This is a genomic window from Pseudomonas sp. NBRC 111132, assembly GCF_001320565.1.
GTDB classification, from domain to species: Bacteria; Pseudomonadota; Gammaproteobacteria; order Pseudomonadales; family Pseudomonadaceae; genus Aquipseudomonas; species Aquipseudomonas putida_P.
The window spans coordinates 1-22,221 of sequence record NZ_BCBI01000052.1 but is presented as its reverse complement, the minus strand read 5'-3'; the positions used below and the strand labels follow the sequence as shown (position 1 = coordinate 22,221).

The window sequence follows — 22,221 nt, the reverse complement described above, 5'->3', positions numbered from 1 at the left end:
GGCCCCAGAAAATCACTCTACTGCCGAATCCGGGAACTGGTCCTGCACGTACTTGATCTCGGTGCGCCCATGGGCTGCCGGCAAGCCGTCTTCACCCAGGTTTACGAACACCATCTTGTCGACGGTCAGGATGCTCTTGCGGGTGATCTTGTTGCGCACTTCGCACTTGAGGGTGATCGAGGTGCGGCCGAACTCGGTGGCGGTAATGCCCAGCTCGATGATGTCGCCCTGGCGCGACGCACTGACGAAGTTGATTTCCGACATGTACTTGGTCACCACGCGCTGGTTGCCCAGCTGGACGATGGCGTAGATCGCCGCCTCTTCGTCGATCCAGCGCAACAGGCTGCCACCGAACAGGGTGCCATTGGGGTTGAGGTCTTCGGGTTTAACCCATTTGCGGGTGTGAAAGTTCATCTGTACTCCTGACCTGCTTGGCTAACGTGTAGCAATGATGGCAGAGCGGCCGCCATCGCTCCATTGAACATCGACTATCGTCGCGATTAATCGACAGAAAACCTTGGGTGAAGGTGCCGCTCGCGGCTATAATCTGCGCCGCTTTACATGGCTGCCCACAGCGGGGCCATGCCCGCCACCTGTCCGAGGGGCGCTGCAGCAGGCTAGGCCTGTCAGGCTCGGATGGGGCGTTGCTCGCTCTCGCGGGCGCTTAACGCACAACGGCGCCCATTCGCACACTACGAATGGAGGCTCTCATGAGCGCTGCAAACATGCCTGCTGGTTTTACCGATTACAAAGTCGCTGACATCTCCCTGGCCGCCTGGGGCCGTCGCGAAACCATCATTGCCGAATCGGAAATGCCAGCCCTGATGGGCCTGCGTCGCAAGTACCTGACCGAGCAACCGCTCAAGGGTGCGAAGATCCTGGGCTGCATCCACATGACCATCCAGACCGCCGTACTGATCGAAACCCTGGTTGCCCTGGGTGCCGAAGTGCGCTGGTCGTCCTGCAACATCTTCTCGACTCAAGACCAGGCCGCCGCATCGATCGCAGCCGCCGGCATCCCGGTATTCGCCTGGAAAGGTGAAACCGAAGAAGAGTACGAGTGGTGCCTGGAGCAAACCATCCTGAAAGATGGCCAGCCATGGGACGCCAACATGATCCTCGACGACGGCGGCGACCTGACCGAACTGCTGCACAAGAAGTACCCACAGGTGCTGGACCGTGTTCACGGCGTGACCGAAGAAACCACCACCGGCGTGCACCGCCTGCTGGACATGCTGGCCAAGGGCGAGCTGAAAGTCCCGGCGATCAACGTCAACGACTCGGTCACCAAAAGCAAGAACGACAACAAATACGGCTGCCGTCACAGCCTGAACGACGCCATCAAGCGTGGTACCGACCACCTGCTGTCGGGCAAGCAAGCCCTGGTGATCGGCTACGGTGACGTGGGCAAGGGTTCGGCCCAGTCCCTGCGTCAGGAAGGCATGATCGTCAAGGTCACCGAAGTTGACCCAATCTGCGCCATGCAGGCCTGCATGGACGGCTTCGAGCTGGTCTCGCCGTTCATCGACGGTATCAACGACGGCACCGAAGCCAGCATCGACAAGGCCCTGCTGGGCAAGATCGATCTGATCGTGACCACCACCGGTAACGTCAACGTCTGCGACGCCAACATGCTCAAGGCCCTGAAGAAGCGTGCCGTGGTCTGCAACATCGGCCACTTCGACAACGAGATCGACACCGCCTTCATGCGCAAGAACTGGGCTTGGGAAGAGGTCAAGCCGCAGGTGCACAAGATCCACCGCACCGGCGCTGGCAGCTTCGACCCGCAGAACGACGACTACCTGATCCTGCTGGCCGAAGGCCGCCTGGTCAACCTGGGCAACGCCACTGGCCACCCAAGCCGCATCATGGACGGTTCGTTCGCCAACCAGGTACTGGCACAGATCTTCCTGTTCGAGCAGAAGTACGCCGACCTGTCGGCCGAGAAGAAAGCCGAGCGCCTGACCGTTGAAGTGCTGCCGAAGAAGCTCGACGAAGAAGTGGCCCTGGAAATGGTCCGCGGCTTCGGCGGCGTGGTCACCAAACTGACCAAGCAGCAAGCCGACTACATCGGCGTGACCGTCGAAGGCCCGTTCAAGCCACACGCCTACCGCTACTAAGCGGCAAGCTTGAAGCATCGAGCTTCAAGGTTCATGAACGATGCCCAAGCCAGATCGGCCATCACCGATCTGGCTTTTACTTGCAGCTTGCCGCTAGCAGCTGGCTGCTTGAGGAACGAGTGATGTCACAAGAACGCCGCTACAGTTTCGAGTTCTTTCCGACCAAGACCGATGCCGGTCACGAAAAGCTGATGGGCGTCGCCCGCCAGCTGGCCACTTACAACCCGGACTTCTTTTCCTGCACCTACGGTGCCGGTGGCTCGACCCGCGACCGCACGCTGAACACCGTGCTACAGCTGGAAAACGAAGTGAAGGTGCCTGCCGCGCCGCACCTGTCATGCGTGGGTGACTCCAAGGACGACCTGCGCGCCCTGCTGGCCGAATACAAGGCTGCCGGCATCAAGCGCATTGTCGCCCTGCGTGGCGACCTGCCGTCGGGTATGGGCATGGCCAGTGGCGAATTGCGCTACGCCAGTGACCTGGTCGAGTTCATCCGCCAGGAAACCGCCGATCACTTCCACCTGGAAGTGGCCGCCTACCCAGAAATGCACCCACAGGCGCGCAACTTCGAAACCGACTTGGCCAACTTCGTGCACAAGGTCAAGGCCGGTGCCGACAGCGCCATCACCCAGTACTTCTTCAACGCCGACAGCTACTTCTACTTCGTCGAGCGCGCGCAGAAGCTGGGCGTGGACATCCCGGTAGTACCGGGCATCATGCCGATTACCAACTACAGCAAGCTGGCCCGCTTCTCCGATGCCTGCGGCGCCGAGATCCCACGTTGGATCCGCAAGCAGCTGGAAGCCTATGCCGACGACACCGCCAGCATCCAGGCCTTCGGCGAAGAAGTGATTACCCGCATGTGCGAACAGCTGCTGCAAGGCGGCGCACCGGGCCTGCACTTCTATACCCTGAACCAAGCCGAACCGAGCCTGGCGATCTGGAACAACCTGAAGCTGCCACGCTGAAATCTTTTGGCAAAGTCTGCTTAAGAAATGATTAAGGCTTTGGTCATAGACTAAAGCCTTATTCATTTTCGGGTTAAACAGGTCTTGCCTGCCATGCAGCACCCCCAGCCTTCGCGCCCACAGCTTGTCTACCTGGCTTTCGGCCCAGCCACCTATCATCAGGAAGCCTGCTTCAGCATCATCAGCGCCCTCGCCCAACTGGGCAGCGCAGCCAGCGACGCCATAGGCATCCAGGTTTACACCGACAATCCGCAGCCCTACGCCAGCCTGCCCGTCACCGTGCACCTGCTGGACGAGGCCACCCGCCAGGCATGGAACGCCCCGCACGGTTATCACTTTCGCAGCAAGCATGTACTGCTGCGCCAGGTACTGCAGCAACACCCGCTGGCAGTGTTGATCGACACCGACACGTTCTTCCGCACTTCGCCACTGCAACTGTTCGCGCGCGTGGCGCCCGGCCGCCTACTGTGCAACGCCATCGGCCCGCGCTATGGCGCCGACCAGAAGTGCCTGCTGTACAAAAACCTGCTGGCCATTCTCGGCTCACGGGGCCTGGCCGATTGCCAGATGCCACTGATCAACTCCGGGTTGATCGGCCTTACTGCCGAAGACAGCAACACCCTGGACCGCTCCATCGCCATGATGGACGAGTTCTATCCCTTGGCGCGCGAAGCCTACACCCTCGAGGAGTTCTGCCTGGCAGTGGCGGCTTATCGCAAGCTGGAACTGGCCGAGTGCACCGACGTCATCCATCACTACTGGAGCCGCAAGGCGCAGTTCCGCGCCAAGATTCAGGCCTGGCTGCGCAAGCACGGCCACGACCCACTGAGCCCGGCAGCGTTGGCCGACGTTAGTTTGGTCAACGACCAGTTGCCGCGGCCACCCACCCTGCACCGCCTGGGTTACAAGGCACTGAGCCTGACGTTGCCCAGCCAAGAGCGCCAATTCGCCCGCGAATTACTGTATGGCTGCTACCCCTACCCCAACGAATTCGACCGTGCCTGCGCGCCGGCCTGGTGGGACAAGGCCCTGGAAAACCTCAATGCCCGCCATGGCCACATGGAACCCGAGCGACTGCGACAATGCCTGCGCCACCCAGGGTTGCGGTTGTCGCTGGGTGAGCGGCGCAAGGATGTCGAGGCGCATCTGCTGCAAACATCGCAAGGCTGAGACATTCGAGGGGCACTGGCCTTGGGCCGGCCGACCGCGTAATCTCCGGCCATGCCACACATCGCCCGCCTGTTCTGGATCCTGCTGCTCGCCTGCCTGAGCCCGTTGGCTCTGGGCGAGCGCCTGCGCCTGGTGACCGACGACTGGGCACCCTATGTGTATCAGCACAACGGCCAACCGCGCGGTATCGACTACGAAGTCACCAGCCAGGTCTTCAAGCGCCTCGGCGTAGAAGTGGAGTGGCAGTTCCTGCCGTGGAAACGCTGCCTGGCCATGGTCGAACAAGGCTTGGCCGATGGCATCCTCGACATCTTCCAGACCGAATCGCGTCAGCCCTACCTGGTGTACGCCCCCGAGCCTATGTCGGACGTCGAATTCGTCCTGTTCCAGGCGCGTGCACGTCGCCATGGCGTAGCCCACCTGGAGGACCTCGCCGGCCTCACCGTCGGCACATCGCCCGGCTACGCCTATGGTGCAGCGTTCAACGACGCCCCCTATTTCGCACGCGAACCCGCGCCTACTCTCGAGGCCAATTTCGGCAAATTGATGCTGGGCCGCATCGACCTGGCGATCACCGACCGTAGGGTTGGGCATTACCTGCTCCATCAGCTGGGCCTGCAACAGCAAGTCGAGGAATTACCGTTGGTGATCAGCCGCCAGACCCAGTATCTGGGGTTGGTGCGCAAGCCCGGGCGGGAAGCACTGGCCCTGGCCTTTGCCGAAGAACTGCAGCGGTTCAAGCAAGAACCGGCCTATGCAGCGATCAGCAACCGCTACACAGGCGACATTGGAAACATTCTCAACGCCGTTGAGCAGCAGGAAAGCAGCACAGCGCGATAGCTCTGTTATACTCGGGCCTTCCCGCCCGGCTCACGCCCGGACGCTCGGCCTCGCAACAGGCATCCCGATCGGCACAGACGCCCCTCGCGTCCAGCCCCCGTTTCCCGGATGTGCAGTGAAAGCCCAGCTGGACCGGACGCGATCGCATCCCACCGATGCCCGTCGCGCCAGGCAGAACATCCCAACGGGCCCAGCCCACACGAGAACAGGATCGCCCATGTCCTTTGCTTCCCTCGGTCTCTCCGAGGCTCTTGTCCGCGCTATCGAGGCTGCGGGCTACACCCAGCCGACCCCCGTGCAACAGCGGGCCATTCCCGCCGTGTTGCAAGGCCGCGACCTGATGGTTGCCGCACAGACAGGTACGGGTAAAACCGGCGGCTTCGCCCTGCCGATCCTCGAGCGCCTGTTCCCGGCCGGCCACCCCGACAAGTCGCAGCGTCACGGCCCGCGCCAGCCCCGCGTGCTGGTCCTGACCCCGACCCGCGAACTGGCAGCCCAGGTGCATGACAGCTTCAAGGTCTATGCCCGTGACCTGCCACTGGTCAGCGCCTGCATCTTCGGCGGCGTTGGCATGAACCCGCAGATCCAGGCCATTGCCAAAGGCGTTGACGTGCTGGTCGCCTGCCCAGGCCGCCTGCTCGACCTGGCCGGCCAAGGCAAGGTCGACCTGGCCCACGTGGAAATCCTGGTGCTCGACGAAGCCGACCGCATGCTCGACATGGGCTTCATTCACGACGTCAAGAAGGTCCTCGCCCGCCTGCCGGCCAAGCGCCAGAACCTGCTGTTCTCGGCCACCTTCTCCAAGGACATCACCGACCTCGCCGACAAGCTTCTGCACAACCCGGAGCGTATCGAGGTCACGCCGCCGAACACCACCGTCGAGCGTATCGAGCAGCGCGTCTATCGCCTGCCCGCCAGCCACAAGCGTGCACTGCTGGCACACCTGATCACCCAGGGCGCCTGGGAACAGGTACTGGTGTTCACCCGGACCAAGCACGGCGCCAACCGCTTGGCCGAGTATCTGGAAAAGCACGGCCTGACCGCCGCTGCAATCCACGGCAACAAAAGCCAGAACGCCCGCACCAAAGCCCTGGCCGATTTCAAGGCCAACAGTGTGCGCGTGCTGGTCGCCACCGACATCGCCGCCCGTGGCCTGGACATCGACCAACTGCCGCACGTGGTCAACTTCGAGCTACCGAATGTCGAGGAAGATTACGTTCACCGCATCGGCCGTACCGGCCGTGCCGGACGCTCGGGCGAAGCCATTTCCATGGTCGCGCCAGATGAAGAGAAGCTGCTCAAGAGCATCGAGCGGGTGACCAAGCAACGCATCCAGGATGGCGACCTGATGGGCTTCGACGCCAGCCAGGTAGAAGCCGAAAAGCCTGAAGTGCGCGAGCGCCCGCAGAACAGCGGCCGCGGTGGCCGCAACCAGCAGGGCCGCGGCGAAGGCGGTAAAGACGCCAACGGCGGCCGCAAGGACAAGGGCAAGGACAAAGGCAAGGCCAAGCAGCAAGCTGCAGAAAAGCCGGCCGACAAGGAAAACAGCGGCGACAAGCAACAGCAGCCGCGCAAGCCGCGTGACAAGAAGCCACGCCAACAGCAGCAGGCCAGCAGCAACAGCGTGCCGAAAGTACCGGCCGACCGCGACCCGGAAGAATTCCTGGACGACGATGTCGACAACTTCGGTAACCGTGCCGACTACGTCAGCCCGTACCAAGGCAAGAACCAAGGCCGCAATCGCCGCCCGGGTGGCGGTGCAGGCCAGGGCCAGAATAGCGGTCAACGCAGCAACGCTGGGGGCCAGGGCCAAGCTCGCACTGGCGGCCAGCAGCGTAGTGGCGGCAGCGGTGGTGGCGGCGAAAAGCGCCCTGCCCGCGCCAACAACGGTGGCGGTGCCCGTCGTGACGGCGGTGGCCGTGGTCGCCCAGCCCGTGATGACGCAGCCCGGCAGGAGCCTGCCGTGCGTAACCCACGCCAGCCAGAAAAACAACCGGTGATCATCCGCAAGGAATCCAAGCTCGACCGTTACCCGACGCCTGAGCAGTTGGATGACGTGCCGACCCGACCACGCGGTGAGCGCCCGGCCTTGTTGACCCGAAAAGGCTGAACCCGGAGTAGCCCGATTTCAGGGCACTCCACGGGAAACGAAAACGCCGCCCAATGGGCGGCGTTTTTCATTGCCAAGGCAATGCTTACTTCTGCTTCACACCTTCGACACTGATATCCAGGTCCAGCGTCTGCGAAGTAGCGCCTGGGCCTTTGATGCCGAAGTCATTCAGGTTCAGGGTGGTGGTGGCGTTGAAACCAGCGCGCTCACCGCCCCATGGGTCCTTGCCTTCACCGTTGAAGGTTGCCTTGAAGGTGACCGGCTTGGTTACGCCGTGCATGGTCAGGTCGCCCGTAACGTCAGCAGTCTTTTCGCCAGTCGACTTGACGGCAGTAGAGACGAACTTGGCTTCAGGATACTTCTTCACATCGAGGAAGTCGGCGCTGGCGATGTGCTTGTCACGCTCGGCGTGGTTCGACCACAGGCTGGCGGTCTTCAGGTCGACGCTGATCTTGCTGGCTTCAGGCTTGGCGCTGTCCCAGGTGAAGTTGCCGTCGAAGTCCTTGAAGGTACCGTGGATGAAGCTGTAGCCCAGGTGGCTGATTTTCCAGTCAACGAACGCGTGCTGGCCTTCCTTGTCGATCTTGTACTCGGCAGCCATGGCCTGGCCAGCGGAGAGCAGAGCGGTACCGAGCGCCAGAGCGGCAAAAGTCTTTTTCAACATCCTGTTCCTTCCTATGCAATTGAGGTTGAGAGTCAAGCTTTGCGGCCCAGCATACGGGTCAGGGTCGCGTCACGGTCGATGAAATGGTGCTTGAGCGCTGCCAGGGCATGCAGCACGGCAAAAATCACCAGGCCCCATGCCAGCCACAGATGAATCACTCCCGCCACATCTGCCTGGTCGGGCAGGTCGCTGACCAGTGCCGGCACTTCGAACAGGCCGAACACCGGAATGCCGACGCCGTCGGCGGTGGAAATCAGGTAACCGGCCGCCATCACCGCAAACAGCCCAAGGTACAGGGCCAAATGGCCCAGCTTGGCCGCCAGGCGTGTGACCGCGCCATGGTTGGCGGGCGCCGGAGGTGGGGGGCTGATGAAACGCCAGACCACCCGCAGCAACATCACTGCCAGCAACACCAGGCCGATACTCTTGTGCAGGTCCGGCCCGGCTTTGCGCCAGGGGCTGTAGTAGTCGAGACCGACCATCCACAGGCCCAGGCCGAACAGGCCGAAGACTGCCAGCGCCACGCCCCAATGCAGGACGATACTGACCACGCCGTAGCGAGAGGGTGAATTGCGCAGTTGCATGTTGGCGTGTTTCTCCGTGAAAGCTGTGCACAGACTAACGCGTAACGTATCGAATAAAAGCGGAAAAAATTGCTTCGGATTATCGAGAAATCCGATATGTATTCTGTAAGCTTCCCATTAAGGAAACATTAACGATAGCCGGGGAAATAGAGGTTGCCAGTACCGGCCTCGTGCTGCGAAGCGGCCGGTACTGGCGATCGATCAGCCAGCCTTGGCCTGGGTATTGGCCACAGCCTTCTTCGCAGGCTCGGACTTGGCTGTCGCTTTCTTGGCCTCAACAGGTTTGTGCGTCGGCGCATGCTTGGCCGGTGCCGCCTTGGTGGCCGCAGGCTTGGCAGCCGCTTCCTTCACTGCAGGTGCAGGCGCGACCGGGGCGGGCGCGGCTTGGGGAACAGGCGCTGGGGCTTGCGCCACTGCTTCAGCCTTGGCAATCGGCTCTGCCTTCACCTCGGGCGTGTCCGCCCCACCAAACAGACGCTTGAAGAAGCCAGGTTTGTCCTGCTTGGCCTCATCGACAGGCTTCGACTCAGCTTTGGCAGGCGCCGCGTCAGGCTTGTCAGCCTTGTCAGACGAACCACCAAACATGTTCGAGAAGAACCCACCCTTGCTCGCCTTGGCGGCCGCCGAACCCGCCGCCGCCGCTGCGACCGGTGCCGCCTTGGCAGGGTCAAACGACTTGCCGGCCAGCAGATCCTGGGCCTGGCTGGCCGCACGCTGGCCGCTGCGCAGGGCGCCTTCCAGGGTGCCTGGATACAGGGCGTCGGTGTGCTCGCCAGCAAAAGTGATGCGCTGCACCGGGCGCTCCCACAGGCGCCAGTACTTGCTGATCTGCCCTGGGCCATAGGCCAGATAGGCGCCGCCGGTACCGGCGTCGGTGCTGTAGCGCTTGACCTCGTAACCGGTGAAGGCACCACGGGCCTGCGGGTAGAAGGCATGCAGGCGTATCAGCACCTGGTCGACCATCTGCTTGTCGCCAAACGCCTGCAGCAGGCGGGCGTTGTCGCCGGACAGGTTGATGACCACGTTGGCGCCGCCCTTGAGCGCCGGCTCGATCCACAGCATGCCAAGGCCGGCGTTACTGAAGATTTCGCCCGACATGCGCGCGCGGCTTTCCCATACCGGCTTCTTGAACTTGAGCATCAGCTGGTCGCGCCAGCCATAGTTGGTACCCTTGAGCGCGGCCAGGTGCTGGCTGTCCAGGCCTGGGGTCATCTGGATTTTGGCCAGGGCGCGCAGCGGCACGGCCATTACCAGGTAATCCGCCTGGTAGCCGACGCTGCCGACTTTTACCGTGACGCCGTCCTTGTCCTGGACAATGGCGGTGACCGGCGAGCTGGTCTTGATGGTTTTCAATTGCTTGACGAAGGCCTGGGCCAGCACCGGGCTGCCACCGGGCAGCCGCGCGGCGCGCAGGTCGCGGTCGCTGACGCCGCGGTACACGCGGTTCTGCTGGGCGAAGTACAGCAACGACAGGCGCGACGGTTCATCGTAGCGCGTACGGATCTGCTGGTTGACCAGCTGGCGGGCGGTGGTCGGCAGTTGCAGTTTGTCCAGCCAGGTGGAGACGTTGATCTGGTCGAGGGCGAACAACGTGCTGTTTGCTTGCGGGTTCAGCGGGTCGTCGATCGAACGGGCCAGGTCGTCGAGGGTTTTCTCGTAACGCTTGAGCGCCTCGGCGGTAGCCGGCTGCTTGGTGGCCAGGTCGGTGGCACTGAAGTACTCGCCGTCGATCAGGTAACCGGGGGTACGCACGAACTCCGGCGCTGGCAGTGTTTCAAGCTTGAAACGGTCCAGGTACTGGTTCAGCACCGGCTGCGCCTTGGCATTGCCGATCCACTCGCTGGTTGCCAGGCCAGAACGCCCGCCCATGCCCGCCTTGGCCTCCAGCAGCGTTACCTGCCAGCCTTTGTTCTGCAACTCGTAGGCGGCCGTCAGGCCTGCCAGGCCGCCACCCACGACAATTGCCGTAGGCGTCTTGTCCTTTGCCAGCGCGGCGCCGCTGGACACACCAATCAATACCAACGCGCACAGGCGCACCCAAGCAGCAGCCATGTTGGCGAACTCCGAGTCAGAGGTTACAGAAACGGGGAGAGGCAGGGATGCCCCAGGAAGATGCGTTAAGAATACGTCAGGTCCGACCACCCTGCCAGCGCAGTGACATCAAGTCCTTTTGGCAACTGACATTTTTGCCAGTAGCCATGTCACACGATGGCAGGTAAAGCTGGCGAAGTTGGCCAGCAGCCCCGCCAGGAGGGCATACGCATGATCTTCGAGGAGCACTTCCAACACGTCGAACGGCAGTATCTGTGGCACAAGCACACGCTTCATATGGCATCCGGGCTGACTATCCGCTCCAACAGCACCTCCTGGACCGGCTTTCATGAAGCGTTCAAGGGTGAAGACGGCACCGAACTGGTGATTGGTGAACACAGCGACGTGGAAATCACCTTCGCCCAGGAAATCGAATGTTTGCGGCTGGAATACTATGTGGTCAGCGATTTTCTCTGCGACGACCTGCACATGTTGTTCGATGCCGAGAACCAAGGCCATGACCTGGCTGCACCGACGCTGCTCAACTTCTACTGGCTTACCTTGGAAGGCAACGGCTTGCGCGACCTGCGCCCCGGCCCCATCGCCACACACCCCTACTACCAGCTGATCGAAGGGCCATTCCGGCGCCTGACCATTTCCACCTCGCAGGCTGGCACCGTGCACATCCGTCGCCTCGAATGGACCGGCACCCACCGCCATTGAACGGCAGCGGTTGTCCTGCCCTGCGGCATTGCTTAGGCTTACGCGGTCGAACCACGCCGTAAAGCCAGGAGAAGTGCCGATGGGCCTCAATGATCAGTGGATGCAACGCGACCTCAAGGTCCTGTGGCACCCCTGCACCCAGATGAAAGACCACGAGCAGCTGCCGCTGATCCCGATCAAACGCGGCGAAGGTGTGTGGCTGGAGGACTTCGAAGGCAAGCGCTACCTGGACGCGGTGAGCAGTTGGTGGGTCAATGTGTTCGGCCACGCCAACCCGCGCATCAACCAGCGCATCAAGGACCAGGTGGATCAGCTGGAACACGTGATCCTGGCCGGTTTCAGCCACCAGCCGGTCATCGAGTTGTCCGAGCGCCTGGTGGCCATGACCCCGGCCGGCCTCGACCGGGTGTTTTACGCCGACAATGGCTCGTCGTGCATCGAAGTGGCGCTGAAGATGAGCTTCCACTACTGGCAGAATGTCGGCAAACCGGACAAGAAGCGCTTCGTCACCCTGACCAACAGCTATCACGGCGAAACCATTGCCGCCATGTCGGTAGGCGATGTGCCGCTGTTTACCGAAACCTACAAGGCGCTACTGCTCGACACCCTCAAGGTGCCCAGCCCCGATTGCTACCTGCGCCCCGAGGGCATGAGCTGGGAAGAGCACTCGCGCAACATGTTCCAGGCCATGGAACAGACCCTGGCCGAGCACCACGCCTCGATCAGCGCTGTGATCGTCGAGCCGCTGATCCAAGGTGCAGGCGGCATGCGCATGTACCACCCGGTTTACCTCAAGCTGCTGCGCGAGGCCTGCGACCGCTACGACGTGCACCTGATCCACGACGAGATCGCCGTGGGCTTCGGCCGTACCGGCACGATGTTCGCCTGCGAGCAGGCCGGCATCCGCCCAGACTTCCTGTGCCTGTCCAAGGCCCTGACCGGCGGTTACCTGCCGCTGGCCGCCTGCCTGACCACCGACAAGGTGTACCAGGCCTTCTACGATGACTACCCGACCTTGCGTGCGTTCCTGCATTCGCACAGCTACACCGGCAACCCGCTGGCGTGCGCAGCGGCGCTGGCGACCCTGGACATCTTCGAGCAGGACAACGTGATCGAGGCCAACAAGGCTCTTGCCACGCGTATGGCCACAGCCACTGCGCACCTGGCCGACCATGCTCACGTTGCCGAAATTCGTCAGACCGGCATGGCCCTGGCCATCGAGATGGTGAAAGACAAGACTGGCAAGGTTGCCTACCCCTGGCAAGAGCGGCGTGGCCTGAAGGTATTCGAACACGCCCTGACCCGCGGCGCCCTGCTGCGGCCGCTGGGCAGTGTGGTGTACTTCCTGCCGCCGTATGTGATCACCCCGGAGCAGATCGACTTCCTTGCCGAGGTGGCCAGTGAAGGCATCGACATAGCCACCCGCGATAGCGTCAGCGTTGCCGTGCCGGCCAACTTCCACCCCGACTTCCGCGATCCGGGCTAAGCCCGAAAGCCCGCGCCGACCCCTGTAGGAGCGGCCTTGTGTCGCGAAAGGGCCGCGCAGCGGCCCCAGCAATTCATGCATCGCCGCTGAAACCCTGGGGCCGCTGCGCAGCCCTTTCGCGACACAAGGCCGCTCCTACAACGGGCGAGTAAACCTTTAAAACGAGCACCCCATGAGACTGTCCCGCTTCTTCATCGACGCCCCCCTGAGCCTTGGCGAACACGACCTGCCCGAGGCCCAGGCCCACTACATCGGCCGCGTGCTGCGCATGGCCCCCGGCGACGCCGTGCAGCTGTTCGACGGCAGCGGCCAGGAATACCTCGGCCAACTGCTTGAAGTGGGCAAGAAAACCGTGCGTGTCAGCCTCGACCAAGCCCTCACCGGCCAGGCCGACTCACCGCTGCACGTGCACCTCGGCCAAGGCCTGTCGCGCGGCGAACGCATGGACTGGGCGATCCAGAAGGCCACCGAACTGGGCGCCAACGAAATCACCCCGATCGTCAGCGAACGCTGCGAAGTGCGCCTGAAGGACGAACGTGCCGACAAACGTCTGGCCCACTGGCGCCAAGTGGCGATCAGTGCCTGCGAACAATGCGGGCGCTCAACCTTGCCGGTCATCCACCCACCCGTGCCCCTAACCGAGTGGCTGAGCAGCACTCAGGCTGACCTGAAGCTGGTCCTGCACCCGGTGGCCGAACCGCTCACCAGTCATGCCAAGCCTGCAGGCCTGGCCTTCCTGATCGGCCCCGAAGGCGGCCTTAGCGAAGCCGAAGTCGAACAGGCCAAAGCCGCCGGTTTCCACGCAGCACGCCTTGGCCCACGCGTGCTGCGCACCGAAACCGCGCCGGTGGTGGCGCTGTCGGTGGCACAGCAGCTGTGGGGCGACTTTTAACTAACGCACATAGAACGACACCGCCACGAAGTGCATGAGGCTGCCGGCAATTACGAAGAGGTGCCAGATGCCGTGCCAGTGGCGGAAACGGCTATCGAAGGCGAAGAAGATGATGCCGACGGTGTAGAACACCCCGCCGGCCGCCAGCCAGGTAAAACCTGCGGTGCCCAGCGTATTGAGCAATGGCTTGACTGCAACCAGCACGATCCAGCCCATCACGGCATAAATGATGATCGACAGGATCCGCGCCTCGGAGCGCGGCTTGATCTCCTGCAACATGCCGATCACCGCCAGCCCCCAGACCACACCGAACAGGCTCCAGCCCCACGGGCCGCGCAGGCTGACCAGGCAAAACGGCGTGTAGCTGCCGGCGATCAACAGGTAGATCGACAGGTGATCGAGCTTGCGCATGATCACCTTCGCCCGCCCGCGGGTGCTGTGATACAGGGTGGAAATGCTGTACAGCAACAGCAGCGTGCTGCCGTAGATGGAGAAACTGACGATCTTCCACGGGTCGCCTTGCAGGCCCGCGACCACGATCAGCCAGATGGCACCGATACAGGCGAGGACAGCACCGACCAGGTGAGTCCAGGCGTTGAAGCGTTCACCGTAATACATGCAAACACAGACCTCCCGAGGTGGGCTGGGTTCCTGAAGCAGTCTTTTTCGGCCTTACATCCTACCCAAGATCAGGTTGCAGATCCGCGTCACGCACCAGCCTTTCCAATGCAACCAGGTCCGGCACCCTTGCCACCTGCTCGCCCACCTGCACCGCCGCCAACTCCAGGCGCCCCAGTGCCACGTCCACATAGTTGAGCTGGCTGTCGAGCTTGCATGAACGCGGGATGTCCTGCAGCAACAGCGCCAGGTAACGCAGCCCGGTATCGCCCAAGGCATTGAGCACCACTACGCGTGCCCGCTCACCGCACGGCGTCTCGCCACCGCACGCCGCCTCGAAACCAATCAGCGGCAAGCGTTGCTGGCGCCAGTCGATCCAGCCCAGGTGCCAAGCGGGATCACCGTGCTGACACACCAGGTTGCGCTGCCCGCTCAACTCGGCCACCGCCACGTTGGGCAGCACCAGGGTGCGGTCACCCAACGGCAGCAACAGCCCGGTCAGGCTGCTGCGTTGGCCGGCAATCAGTTCAAGCATGGGTCTGGCTCCAATGGGCGATGCTCTGCAACAACAGCGACTCCTGGTACGGCTTGCCCAGGTACTCGTTGACGCCGATGGCCATGGCGCGGTCGCGGTGCTTCTGCCCGGTACGCGAAGTGATCATGATGATAGGCAGGTCCTTCAGGCGGGCGTCACGGCGGATACGTGTAGCCACCTCGAAACCATCCATACGTGGCATCTCGATGTCCAGTAGCAACACGTCGGGCCGGTGCTCTTCCAGCAAGGCCATGGCGTCAACACCGTCTTTGGCTGTGAGCACGCTCATGCCGTGGCGCTCCAGCAGGCGGCTGGTGACCTTGCGCACGGTTACCGAATCGTCCACCACCATCACCAGCAAGGGGCGGCGTGGTGCCGGGCCAAGCAGTTGGCGTTGGCTGCCACCAGCGGGCAGGCGAGCCAGCCGTCGCTGCTGGCCGCGCAGCTGGCCCAGCAGGTCAAGAATCAACACCACCCGACCATCGCCCAGCAACGTTGCCCCCGACAACCCGGCAACCGCGGCAAACTGCGGCCCCAAGCTTTTCACCACGATCTCGCGGCTGGGCGACAGGCCGTCGGCCTGGATGGCGAACGATTGCTCCTTGGCATGCACCAGCAGCACCGGCAATGGCACGCTCTGCCCCAGTAGCGTCGGGCGTGGCACACCTTGCAGCAACTCGCCCAGGTAGCGCAGCTCGTATTCGTGGCCGGCGTAGACATAACGTGGCGCGTCCAACTGGTAGCACGCCGCCAGCTCGGCCGGCGGCACACGAACGATACCTTCGATGGTATTGAGCCCAATTGCGTACTGCTCTTCGCCCAGGTGCACCATCAACGCGCGGTTGATGGACACCGTGAACGGCAGGCGGATCAAGAAGCGCGCGCCTTTGCCCTGGGCCGACTCGATGCTCATCGAGCCCCCCAGTTGCTTGACCTCCTCATGCACCACATCCATGCCCAGCCCGCGACCGGAAATTTGGGTGATCTTTTCGGCGGTGGAAAAGCCCGGGCGCAGGATGAACTGCAGGATCTCGTGATCGCTCAACTGGGCCTGCGGGTCCAGCAGGCCGCGTTTGATGGCCTTGCGCCGCACCGCCTCCAGTGGCACGCCGGCACCGTCATCGGTCATTTCGATGACGATATCGGCACCTTCGTGCAACAAATTCAGGTGAATGGTGCCCTGCTCCGGCTTGCCGGCAGCCAGGCGCATTTCGCGGCTTTCCAGGCCATGGTCGACGGCGTTGCGCAGCATATGCTCCAGCGGCGCCACCATGCGTTCGAGCACGCTGCGGTCCAGCTCACCCTCGGCATTGCCGACCACCAGCTCCACCTGTTTGCCCAGCTCGCTGGCCACCTGCCGCACCACGCGCTGCAAGCGCGGCACCAGGCGTTCGAACGGCACCATCAGGGTGGCGGTCAGGCCTTCCTGCAACTGGCTGTTCACCCGCGCCTGCTGCTGCAGCAGGCTATACGCCTCCTGAGCGCGCTGGGCCAGGGTTTCCTTCAGGTCGAGCAGGTCCGAGGCAGACTCGAACAGGGCCCTCGACAGTTGCTGCAGCTGCGAATGGCGGTCCATTTCCAGCGGGTCGAAATCGTCATAGGCATCGCCTTCGAACTGCTGACGGCTGGAAATTCGCCCTTGGGTCTCGACGTCCAGGCGCAGCAACTGGTCGCGCATGCGCTCGAGGGTGGTTTCCATCTCGTTGAGGGTGAACTGCGCATCGTTGACCTGCTGCTCGATGCGCCCACGAATGATCGAGTGCTCGCCGGCCAGGTTACCCAGGTCGTCGAGCAGCTCGGCATCGACCTTGACCATGTCGCCCGGCGCCCGCTCTGGCGCCGCTGCCGGCACTTCGGCGGTTGCAGCCTCCAGCGCTCCCTGGCCCGCGGCACTGTCGGTCAGTGCCGCGCTGCTGAAATTGCGAATGTAGTCGATCAGCGCCGTGGCAGCATGCAGCGGCTGCCCCAGGCGCACGGCATCGAGCATGTGCGCCAGACGGTCGTGGCAGTTCTGTAGCAGGGCGAACAGCGGCGCGCTCGGTGGCAAACGGCCGGCGGCCAACAGTTCGTAGAGAAACTCCAGTTCGTGGGCCAGGTCGCCGATCGGGGCGATTTCGACCATGCGCGCCACGCCCTTGAGGGTGTGCAGGTCGCGCATCAGGTTGTCCACCTCGACGCTGTTGCGCGGGTCGGCCTGCCAGCGCGCCAGGGCTGCTGCGGCGCTTTCGACGATGTCCGAGCTTTCTTCGAGGAACACTTCCAGCAGTTCTTCGCCGGGGTTTTCCGGCTTCTCGACCAGCGGCTCGGCGGCCCCCGGCAGCAACGACGGGTGCCCCAGCCCCAAGGTATCGGTCAGGTCCATGTCCGGGTGCAGCGGTGTGACCGTATCAATGCCCACAAGGCCGGTTGCATCCGGGGGCAGGGCCTGGTCCAACAGGTTGCGCAGGCTGCCAACCAGTTCTGGGCGCGGCGCCAGATCCTGTCCAGCCGCCACTTCGTCGAGCATGTCCAGCAGGGCTTCATGGGCGTGCTGCGCCTGGGCGAAGAAGCGTGCATCGGCGGGCAGGCTGCCCTCTTCTACTGCACCGTACAGGTCGAGCAAGGCCTCGCACACATCATCCATCTGCCACAGGTCAGCCAGGTGAGCGGCATGGCCCAGGGTGGTCATTTCATCAAGCAGGGTGTCCAGTGCGTCACGCTGACCTGGCTGCTGCTGCCAGCGCGACAGCACCGACTCGGCATTGAGCAGAATGTCCATGGCCTGGGCCAGGAAACTGGCGACCAACTGCGGGTCGCGCTTGCTGCGCCGCGCGTGCTGCGGGTCGTCATGCAAGCTGGCCAGGCGGCCGTCCACTGCCTGGCCAACCTGCTCGATCAGCTCCGCAGCGCCGGGAATGGCAGCCAGCGGCGTGCTGTCAAGTTGCGCCAGGCCCAGATGAAACAGCGAGCGCGCGCCTTCCAACCATTCCATCTCGGCCATTTGCAGCGGCAGTTGATGCCCCTTGTACTCACGGGCCAAGCGGTCGAAGGCGGTGGCGAGTTCGGCGACCGGCATCACCCCGGCCATGGCGGCACTGCCTTTGAGCGTGTGCAGGGCACGCTGCAGGCCATCGCTGACCGGCGTATCGTGACCATCGGCGCCCTGCAGGAAGGCATCGAGGCTGGCCAAGTGGCCCTGCGCTTCACTGCGGAAAATATCCAGTAACTGCGGATCCAGGCCATCGATATTGGCCGTGGCTGGTGCGTCGTTTTCAGCCAGGGCGTGCAGGTGCCCAGCCAGTTGCTCGATTTCGGTCAGTTGCGGCAGCTGGCCGGCGGCAAAGTCGGCCAGCAAATCGGGCAGATGGACAAACACCTGCTGCAGGGCCACCACGCCCTCCGGGCTGAGCACGCTGCGGCCTTCCAGTACCCGGTTCAGCAGGTGCTCGGCGCCCCAAGCCAGTTCAGCCACCGCCTCGGCATGCACCATGCGACCGCTGCCTTTGAGGGTATGCAACGCACGACGTACTTCCCCCAGCGCCCCACGCTGCTGGTTGTCCGCACGCCAGCGCAGCCAGTGACGCTCGATTTCCGGAAGCAACTCGCCAGCTTCCTCGAGAAACACTTCGCGCAGTTCGTCGTCGATGCCATCGCCATCGGCTCCCAGGCCCGCTCGGGCGTCAGCCTGCGCACAGTGCACGCCCAGCGCCGCCAGGCTGGCACGCGCCCTGTCGATGAAGGGCTGGCCATCCGCCAACGGGTCGGCCACCCGCCATTGCAGGTAACACTCGGCAGCACTCAGCGCCTCGGCCAGGTGCGTCAGCTCATCGGCGGGCGGCTCTTCGTCCAGGTGCTGCAACCAACGCTGCACATAACTTGCGCAGCCGGCAAACAGCTCGGCCACGGCGGGCAGCATCAACATGGCCAAAGCCCCGCGAACCTGCTGCAATAGCCCTGGCAAAGGTTGCAGGCGCTGCCGAGGCCAGTCGGACTCCAGGTAGTCGCCGATCAGGTCCTTGGCCTGCTGCAATACATTCAGCGACTCGCTCAGCACCAGCTGGCGTATCTCGGCCAGGTCCGAACCCGGCAGGCTACCCTGGCCGTTTTCCTCCAGTGGGCCGACCATGCCGTTCAGCGAAGCCTCCACGTACAGCAAGGCCCCCGCCACATCCATAAGCACCGCATCGTCCACCGACCGCTCGCCCTGGGCCAAGGCCTGCAGCGCCAGCACCTGGTCGATGATCACCCGCCGTGGTTGTTGGAAGCCCAGTACAGCCAGGGTATCGGCCACGTGGCGCAGCGGCGCCAGCAGGGCATCGAGCTGCTCGCTGTGCTGACGATCGCTGCGCACGAACTGGTCCAGGCGCTCCTTGATGCGCATGAGGTCGTCGCAGAGCGCGGTCACCACCGAGCGCAGGGCATCGCGGCCCGGCCCGGCCTGCAATTGATCGCGCCAGTTGCCCAACGACAGGTCGAGGTTGGCCAGGTCGTCGGACCCGGCAAAGCGTTGCGCAGCACCACTTATCAGGCTTGCCTGGGCTAGCGGCTCGATGCCACGGCAGGCGCGCAGCTGGTTGAGCAGTGGCAGCATCACCAACGGCAGATCGTGGCGGGCGCCGCGCAAGCGCTCAAGGTACGACGGCAACTGCTCCAGACCACGGAACAGCGCACCCAGGCAATCGCCCCGTGGGCTGACCTGGCCATCGGCCAACGCCTTGGCGAACAGCTCCAGTTCCTCTGCCAGGCGCGTGGCGCCGCGCAGCTCGAGCATGCGCAGGCAGCCATGCACCTGGTGCAAGTTGTCGACCACGAAGGCCAGCATCGACAAGTCGCCCGGTTCGCCGGCGAAGCGCTCCAGCGCCTGCCGTGCCTGGCCCAGGCAATCGAGAATGGCGGCCTTGGTCCAGGCCAGCGCCACCGTTTCGTGGCGCTCGGGGCTTACAGCAGCGACAGCCATGGGCACTCCTCTGCGCGGCGCTTCACTTGGGTTCTGCCGGTGGCGGCAGGGTGAAACCGGACACCGAACGGCGCATCTCGCTGGCCATGCGGGCCAGGTGGCGAATACTGTCGGCGGTGGCACCCGAGCCTGCGGAGGTTTGCGCGGTAATCTGCTGGATCACCGCCATGGTATGGGAGATCTGCCCTGCCGAAGAAGTCTGCAACTGGGCAGCGTCGGAAATGCTGTGGATGAGGTCGGCAAGGTTCTGCGATACCCCTTCGATCTCGGCCAGCGCCACCCCGGCATCCTGGGCCAGGCGGGCGCCGCGCACCACTTCGGCGGTGGTCTGCTCCATGGAGATCACCGCTTCGTTGGTGTCGGCCTGAATGGTGCGCACCAGTGCCTCGATCTGGCGGGTAGCCGACGACGAGCGTTCGGCCAGGCGCTGTACCTCGTCGGCGACCACGGCAAACCCGCGGCCGGCCTCACCGGCCAGCGAGGCCTGGATCGCAGCGTTGAGTGCGAGAATGTTGGTTTGGTCGGCAATGTCGTCGATCAGGCTGACGATGTCGCCGATTTCCTGGGAAGACTCGCCCAGGCGCTTGATCCGCTTGGCGGTGTCCTGGATCTGCTCGCGAATGTTGTCCATGCCGTTGATGGTGTTATGCACCACCTCGTTGCCCTTGTTGGCAATAGCCACCGAGCGCTCGGCCACCTTGGCCGATTCATAGGCATGCGCCGACACCCGATCGATCGACTCGACCATGTCGCCAACCGCCTCGGACGCTTCGCTGATTTGTGCGGCTTGGTGCTCGGAGGCCTTGGCCAGTTGGCGAGCGGTGTTCTGCGTGTCCTGCACAGCGGCGGCAACCTGCATGGCGCTGTGGTTGATGGTGGCGACCAGGTCGCGCAGCTGGTCCACGGAATAGTTGATCGAGTCGGCAATGGCGCCGGTGAAGTCTTCGGTCACCGACACGGTCACGGTCAGGTCGCCGTCGGCCAGCTCTTCGATTTCGTCGAGCAGGCGCATGATCGCCTGCTGGTTGCGTTCGTTCTTTTCTGCGGTCTCGCGCAACTGGCGGTTGGTGGTACGCACCATGACCAGGCCGATGAGGATGATCGAGGCCAGCGCCAGCAGGCCCAGGGCGTAACCGCCAACGGTGTCGAGGGTGCGCCCACCGGCCAGGTTCTCGAAACCGTTGGCCAAGTGCGAGGCTTCGTCGAGCAAGGTTTGCGAAAGGCTGAAAATGTTGCCTGCGGCTTCACGCACACGGAACAGTTCGGGCGAAGTTTCGAGAATTTCATCGACCGAACCTGCAACGAACTGGAACAGTTCGGCAATTTCGGCCAGCCGTGCGCGGGCGTCGGCGTCCTCGACGCGGGTTACCTGGATGGTCGCATTGCCATTGAGCATGCCCTCCAGCACCTGGCCAAAGCGCCCGGCGTCGCGGCCAAAGGCATCGGCCGCCTGGGCTGCGCTGTCGTCACCGGCCAACACCGTGTTGACCGAGCCGAGAATACGCTCGGCCAGCAACAGCTGGCGCTGGGCCACCGCCACCTGATTGGCCGGGGCACCGCTCTGCAGCAGGATCTCGACCACTTTTTCGTATTCCACCTGCAACTGCGGCACGGTCTCGGCCAGGGTCGCCGCCACCTGGTGCAACGACAGCACGGTCTGCTCGCTGGCCAGGATGATGTCGGTGTTCTTACGCAGGTTTTCCCAGTCACGGCGTACCGACTCCATCTCGTCACGCACCGAGGGTGGCGCAGGCGGCAGGCCGGTGGACTTGTCACCCTGACGCAGGTAGCCCCAGCGACGCTCGAAATCGTTGCGCGCATCCGACAGCAGCTTGAACGCCAACGCCTTGCCGGTGGCCGCTTCGGTGGCGTTCTTGGCAATGCGTTGCGACAGCACACGCAGCTCGCCGGCATGGCCGATGTACTGCTTGTCGTAGTTGGACTGGGTATTGAGGTAGGCGAAGTTGGCGAACAGCAGGATGATCGACAGGATCAGGATCAGGAACAGCACGGTGATCTGCGCGATGCTGCGGGTACGTGGGGTCACGGTGGTGGCAGTGACGGGGGTGGCAGGCTTGTTCACGTTCGCAGGTCCTATAACGCCACATCGAGAAAGCCCGGCGCCTGGGCCAGGGCGAAGGGGCTGAAGATCGCCCAGTTGCGTTCACGCGGGAAGTGCCCCTGCACAAAGCGTGCAGCGGCCCGGATCAGTGGTTGCGGTGGCGACAGTTGCAAGCTGTCGAGGGCAAAGTGCTGCAGGCCCAGTACCTCGTCCACCAGCAGGCCGACGAACAGGTCATCGTGGTCCAGCACCAGCACCCGCCGCTGCTTGCCTGGGGCGGCGTGGCCCAGGCCGAAGAAGCTGCTCAGGTCCATCACCGGCAACAGCCGGCCACGCAGGTTGGCCACCCCGCACACCCACGGCTGCACGCCGGGAACACGGCTACTGCGCGGTTCGCGCAACACCTCGGCCACTTCGCCCATGGGCGCGACGAACCACTGCCCGGCAATGCGAAAACCGATGCCGCTCCACTGCTGCAGGCA

The 22,221-nt window shown here is 63.5% G+C and carries 17 protein-coding genes and 1 riboswitch; of the genes, 8 read left to right on the top strand and 9 right to left on the bottom strand.

The window, feature by feature from the left end:
- Positions 1–12 precede the first annotated feature (12 nt).
- Positions 13–414, bottom strand: coding sequence for an acyl-CoA thioesterase (locus APH35_RS21595; RefSeq protein ID WP_012274534.1), 402 nt, complete (start codon positions 412–414; stop codon positions 13–15).
- Positions 415–593: 179 nt separating this feature from the next.
- Positions 594–690, top strand: a riboswitch (S-adenosyl-L-homocysteine riboswitch).
- Positions 691–710: 20 nt separating this feature from the next.
- Between APH35_RS21595 and ahcY the strand changes: the two genes are divergently transcribed.
- The 5 genes from ahcY to APH35_RS21570 all read left to right on the top strand — a co-directional run bounded on the left by ahcY (position 711) and on the right by APH35_RS21570 (position 7,208).
- Entirely contained in the window at positions 711–2,120 is a 1,410-nt protein-coding gene (ahcY, locus tag APH35_RS21590; RefSeq protein ID WP_012274535.1) for an adenosylhomocysteinase, read from the top strand.
- 122 nt (positions 2,121–2,242) lie between these two features.
- On the top strand, positions 2,243–3,088 hold the full coding sequence (metF, locus tag APH35_RS21585) for a methylenetetrahydrofolate reductase [NAD(P)H] (protein ID WP_012274536.1): 846 nt from the start codon (positions 2,243–2,245) through the stop codon (positions 3,086–3,088).
- A 93-nt stretch (positions 3,089–3,181) separates the two neighbouring features.
- Entirely contained in the window at positions 3,182–4,258 is a 1,077-nt protein-coding gene (locus APH35_RS21580; protein ID WP_060515460.1) for a hypothetical protein, read from the top strand.
- A gap of 51 nt (positions 4,259–4,309) precedes the next feature.
- A complete protein-coding gene (locus APH35_RS21575; protein WP_012274538.1) occupies positions 4,310–5,098 on the top strand; it encodes a substrate-binding periplasmic protein in 789 nt (262 codons plus the stop codon).
- Between the two features lie 217 nt (positions 5,099–5,315).
- A complete protein-coding gene (locus APH35_RS21570) occupies positions 5,316–7,208 on the top strand; it encodes a DEAD/DEAH box helicase (protein WP_060515459.1) in 1,893 nt (630 codons plus the stop codon).
- Between the two features lie 85 nt (positions 7,209–7,293).
- On the opposite strand, the gene APH35_RS21565 is transcribed toward APH35_RS21570, so the two are convergent.
- From APH35_RS21565 to APH35_RS21555, 3 genes are all read right to left on the bottom strand, one after another.
- A complete protein-coding gene (locus tag APH35_RS21565) occupies positions 7,294–7,872 on the bottom strand; it encodes a YceI family protein (RefSeq protein ID WP_012274540.1) in 579 nt (192 codons plus the stop codon).
- 32 nt (positions 7,873–7,904) lie between these two features.
- Positions 7,905–8,456: a cytochrome b gene (locus tag APH35_RS21560; protein WP_060515458.1), complete on the bottom strand. Its 552-nt coding sequence runs from the start codon at positions 8,454–8,456 to the stop codon at positions 7,905–7,907.
- Between the two features lie 201 nt (positions 8,457–8,657).
- A complete protein-coding gene (locus tag APH35_RS21555) occupies positions 8,658–10,508 on the bottom strand; it encodes a flavin monoamine oxidase family protein (RefSeq protein WP_060515457.1) in 1,851 nt (616 codons plus the stop codon).
- Between the two features lie 210 nt (positions 10,509–10,718).
- On the opposite strand from APH35_RS21555, the gene APH35_RS21550 reads away from it, so the two are divergent.
- The 3 genes from APH35_RS21550 to APH35_RS21540 all read left to right on the top strand — a co-directional run bounded on the left by APH35_RS21550 (position 10,719) and on the right by APH35_RS21540 (position 13,588).
- On the top strand, positions 10,719–11,210 hold the full coding sequence (locus APH35_RS21550; RefSeq protein ID WP_060515456.1) for a hypothetical protein: 492 nt from the start codon (positions 10,719–10,721) through the stop codon (positions 11,208–11,210).
- 79 nt (positions 11,211–11,289) lie between these two features.
- A complete protein-coding gene (locus tag APH35_RS21545) occupies positions 11,290–12,696 on the top strand; it encodes an adenosylmethionine--8-amino-7-oxononanoate transaminase (protein ID WP_012274544.1) in 1,407 nt (468 codons plus the stop codon).
- Positions 12,697–12,868: 172 nt separating this feature from the next.
- Positions 12,869–13,588, top strand: coding sequence for a 16S rRNA (uracil(1498)-N(3))-methyltransferase (locus tag APH35_RS21540; RefSeq protein ID WP_012274545.1), 720 nt, complete (start codon positions 12,869–12,871; stop codon positions 13,586–13,588).
- Here the strand turns inward: APH35_RS21540 and trhA are convergent, their stop codons facing one another.
- From trhA to APH35_RS21515, 5 genes are all read right to left on the bottom strand, one after another.
- Positions 13,589–14,206: a PAQR family membrane homeostasis protein TrhA gene (trhA, locus tag APH35_RS21535; RefSeq protein WP_012274546.1), complete on the bottom strand. Its 618-nt coding sequence runs from the start codon at positions 14,204–14,206 to the stop codon at positions 13,589–13,591.
- 61 nt (positions 14,207–14,267) lie between these two features.
- Positions 14,268–14,741, bottom strand: coding sequence for a chemotaxis protein CheW (locus APH35_RS21530; protein WP_012274547.1), 474 nt, complete (start codon positions 14,739–14,741; stop codon positions 14,268–14,270).
- The gene (locus APH35_RS21525; protein ID WP_060515455.1) at positions 14,734–19,677 is read right to left on the bottom strand and encodes a hybrid sensor histidine kinase/response regulator; all 4,944 of its coding nucleotides are present in this window, start codon (positions 19,675–19,677) and stop codon (positions 14,734–14,736) included. Before APH35_RS21525 ends, APH35_RS21530 begins: the two co-directional genes overlap by 8 nt.
- Before the next feature lie 22 nt (positions 19,678–19,699).
- Positions 19,700–21,724 carry a methyl-accepting chemotaxis protein gene (locus tag APH35_RS21520; RefSeq protein WP_223296421.1) on the bottom strand — a complete coding sequence of 675 codons (2,025 nt, stop codon included), beginning with the start codon at positions 21,722–21,724 and terminating at the stop codon, positions 19,700–19,702.
- A gap of 47 nt (positions 21,725–21,771) precedes the next feature.
- The coding region (locus APH35_RS21515; RefSeq protein WP_060515454.1) for a chemotaxis protein CheW at positions 21,772–22,221 on the bottom strand (450 nt) is incomplete at its 5' end.

Bases quoted from the DNA above. Each gene is read 5' to 3' on its own strand.
- APH35_RS21575 (WP_012274538.1), top strand. From the start codon at position 4,310: ATGCCACACATCGCCCGCCTGTTCTGGATCCTGCTGCTCGCCTGCCTG.
- APH35_RS21550 (WP_060515456.1), top strand. From the start codon at position 10,719: ATGATCTTCGAGGAGCACTTCCAACACGTCGAACGGCAGTATCTGTGG.
- APH35_RS21595 (WP_012274534.1), bottom strand. From the start codon at position 414: ATGAACTTTCACACCCGCAAATGGGTTAAACCCGAAGACCTCAACCCC.
- trhA (WP_012274546.1), bottom strand. From the start codon at position 14,206: ATGTATTACGGTGAACGCTTCAACGCCTGGACTCACCTGGTCGGTGCT.
- APH35_RS21560 (WP_060515458.1), bottom strand. From the start codon at position 8,456: ATGCAACTGCGCAATTCACCCTCTCGCTACGGCGTGGTCAGTATCGTC.
- APH35_RS21525 (WP_060515455.1), bottom strand. From the start codon at position 19,677: ATGGCTGTCGCTGCTGTAAGCCCCGAGCGCCACGAAACGGTGGCGCTG.
- APH35_RS21570 (WP_060515459.1), top strand. From the start codon at position 5,316: ATGTCCTTTGCTTCCCTCGGTCTCTCCGAGGCTCTTGTCCGCGCTATC.
- APH35_RS21545 (WP_012274544.1), top strand. From the start codon at position 11,290: ATGGGCCTCAATGATCAGTGGATGCAACGCGACCTCAAGGTCCTGTGG.
- APH35_RS21530 (WP_012274547.1), bottom strand. From the start codon at position 14,741: ATGCTTGAACTGATTGCCGGCCAACGCAGCAGCCTGACCGGGCTGTTG.
- APH35_RS21555 (WP_060515457.1), bottom strand. From the start codon at position 10,508: ATGGCTGCTGCTTGGGTGCGCCTGTGCGCGTTGGTATTGATTGGTGTG.
- ahcY (WP_012274535.1), top strand. From the start codon at position 711: ATGAGCGCTGCAAACATGCCTGCTGGTTTTACCGATTACAAAGTCGCT.
- metF (WP_012274536.1), top strand. From the start codon at position 2,243: ATGTCACAAGAACGCCGCTACAGTTTCGAGTTCTTTCCGACCAAGACC.
- APH35_RS21565 (WP_012274540.1), bottom strand. From the start codon at position 7,872: ATGTTGAAAAAGACTTTTGCCGCTCTGGCGCTCGGTACCGCTCTGCTC.
- APH35_RS21540 (WP_012274545.1), top strand. From the start codon at position 12,869: ATGAGACTGTCCCGCTTCTTCATCGACGCCCCCCTGAGCCTTGGCGAA.
- APH35_RS21580 (WP_060515460.1), top strand. From the start codon at position 3,182: ATGCAGCACCCCCAGCCTTCGCGCCCACAGCTTGTCTACCTGGCTTTC.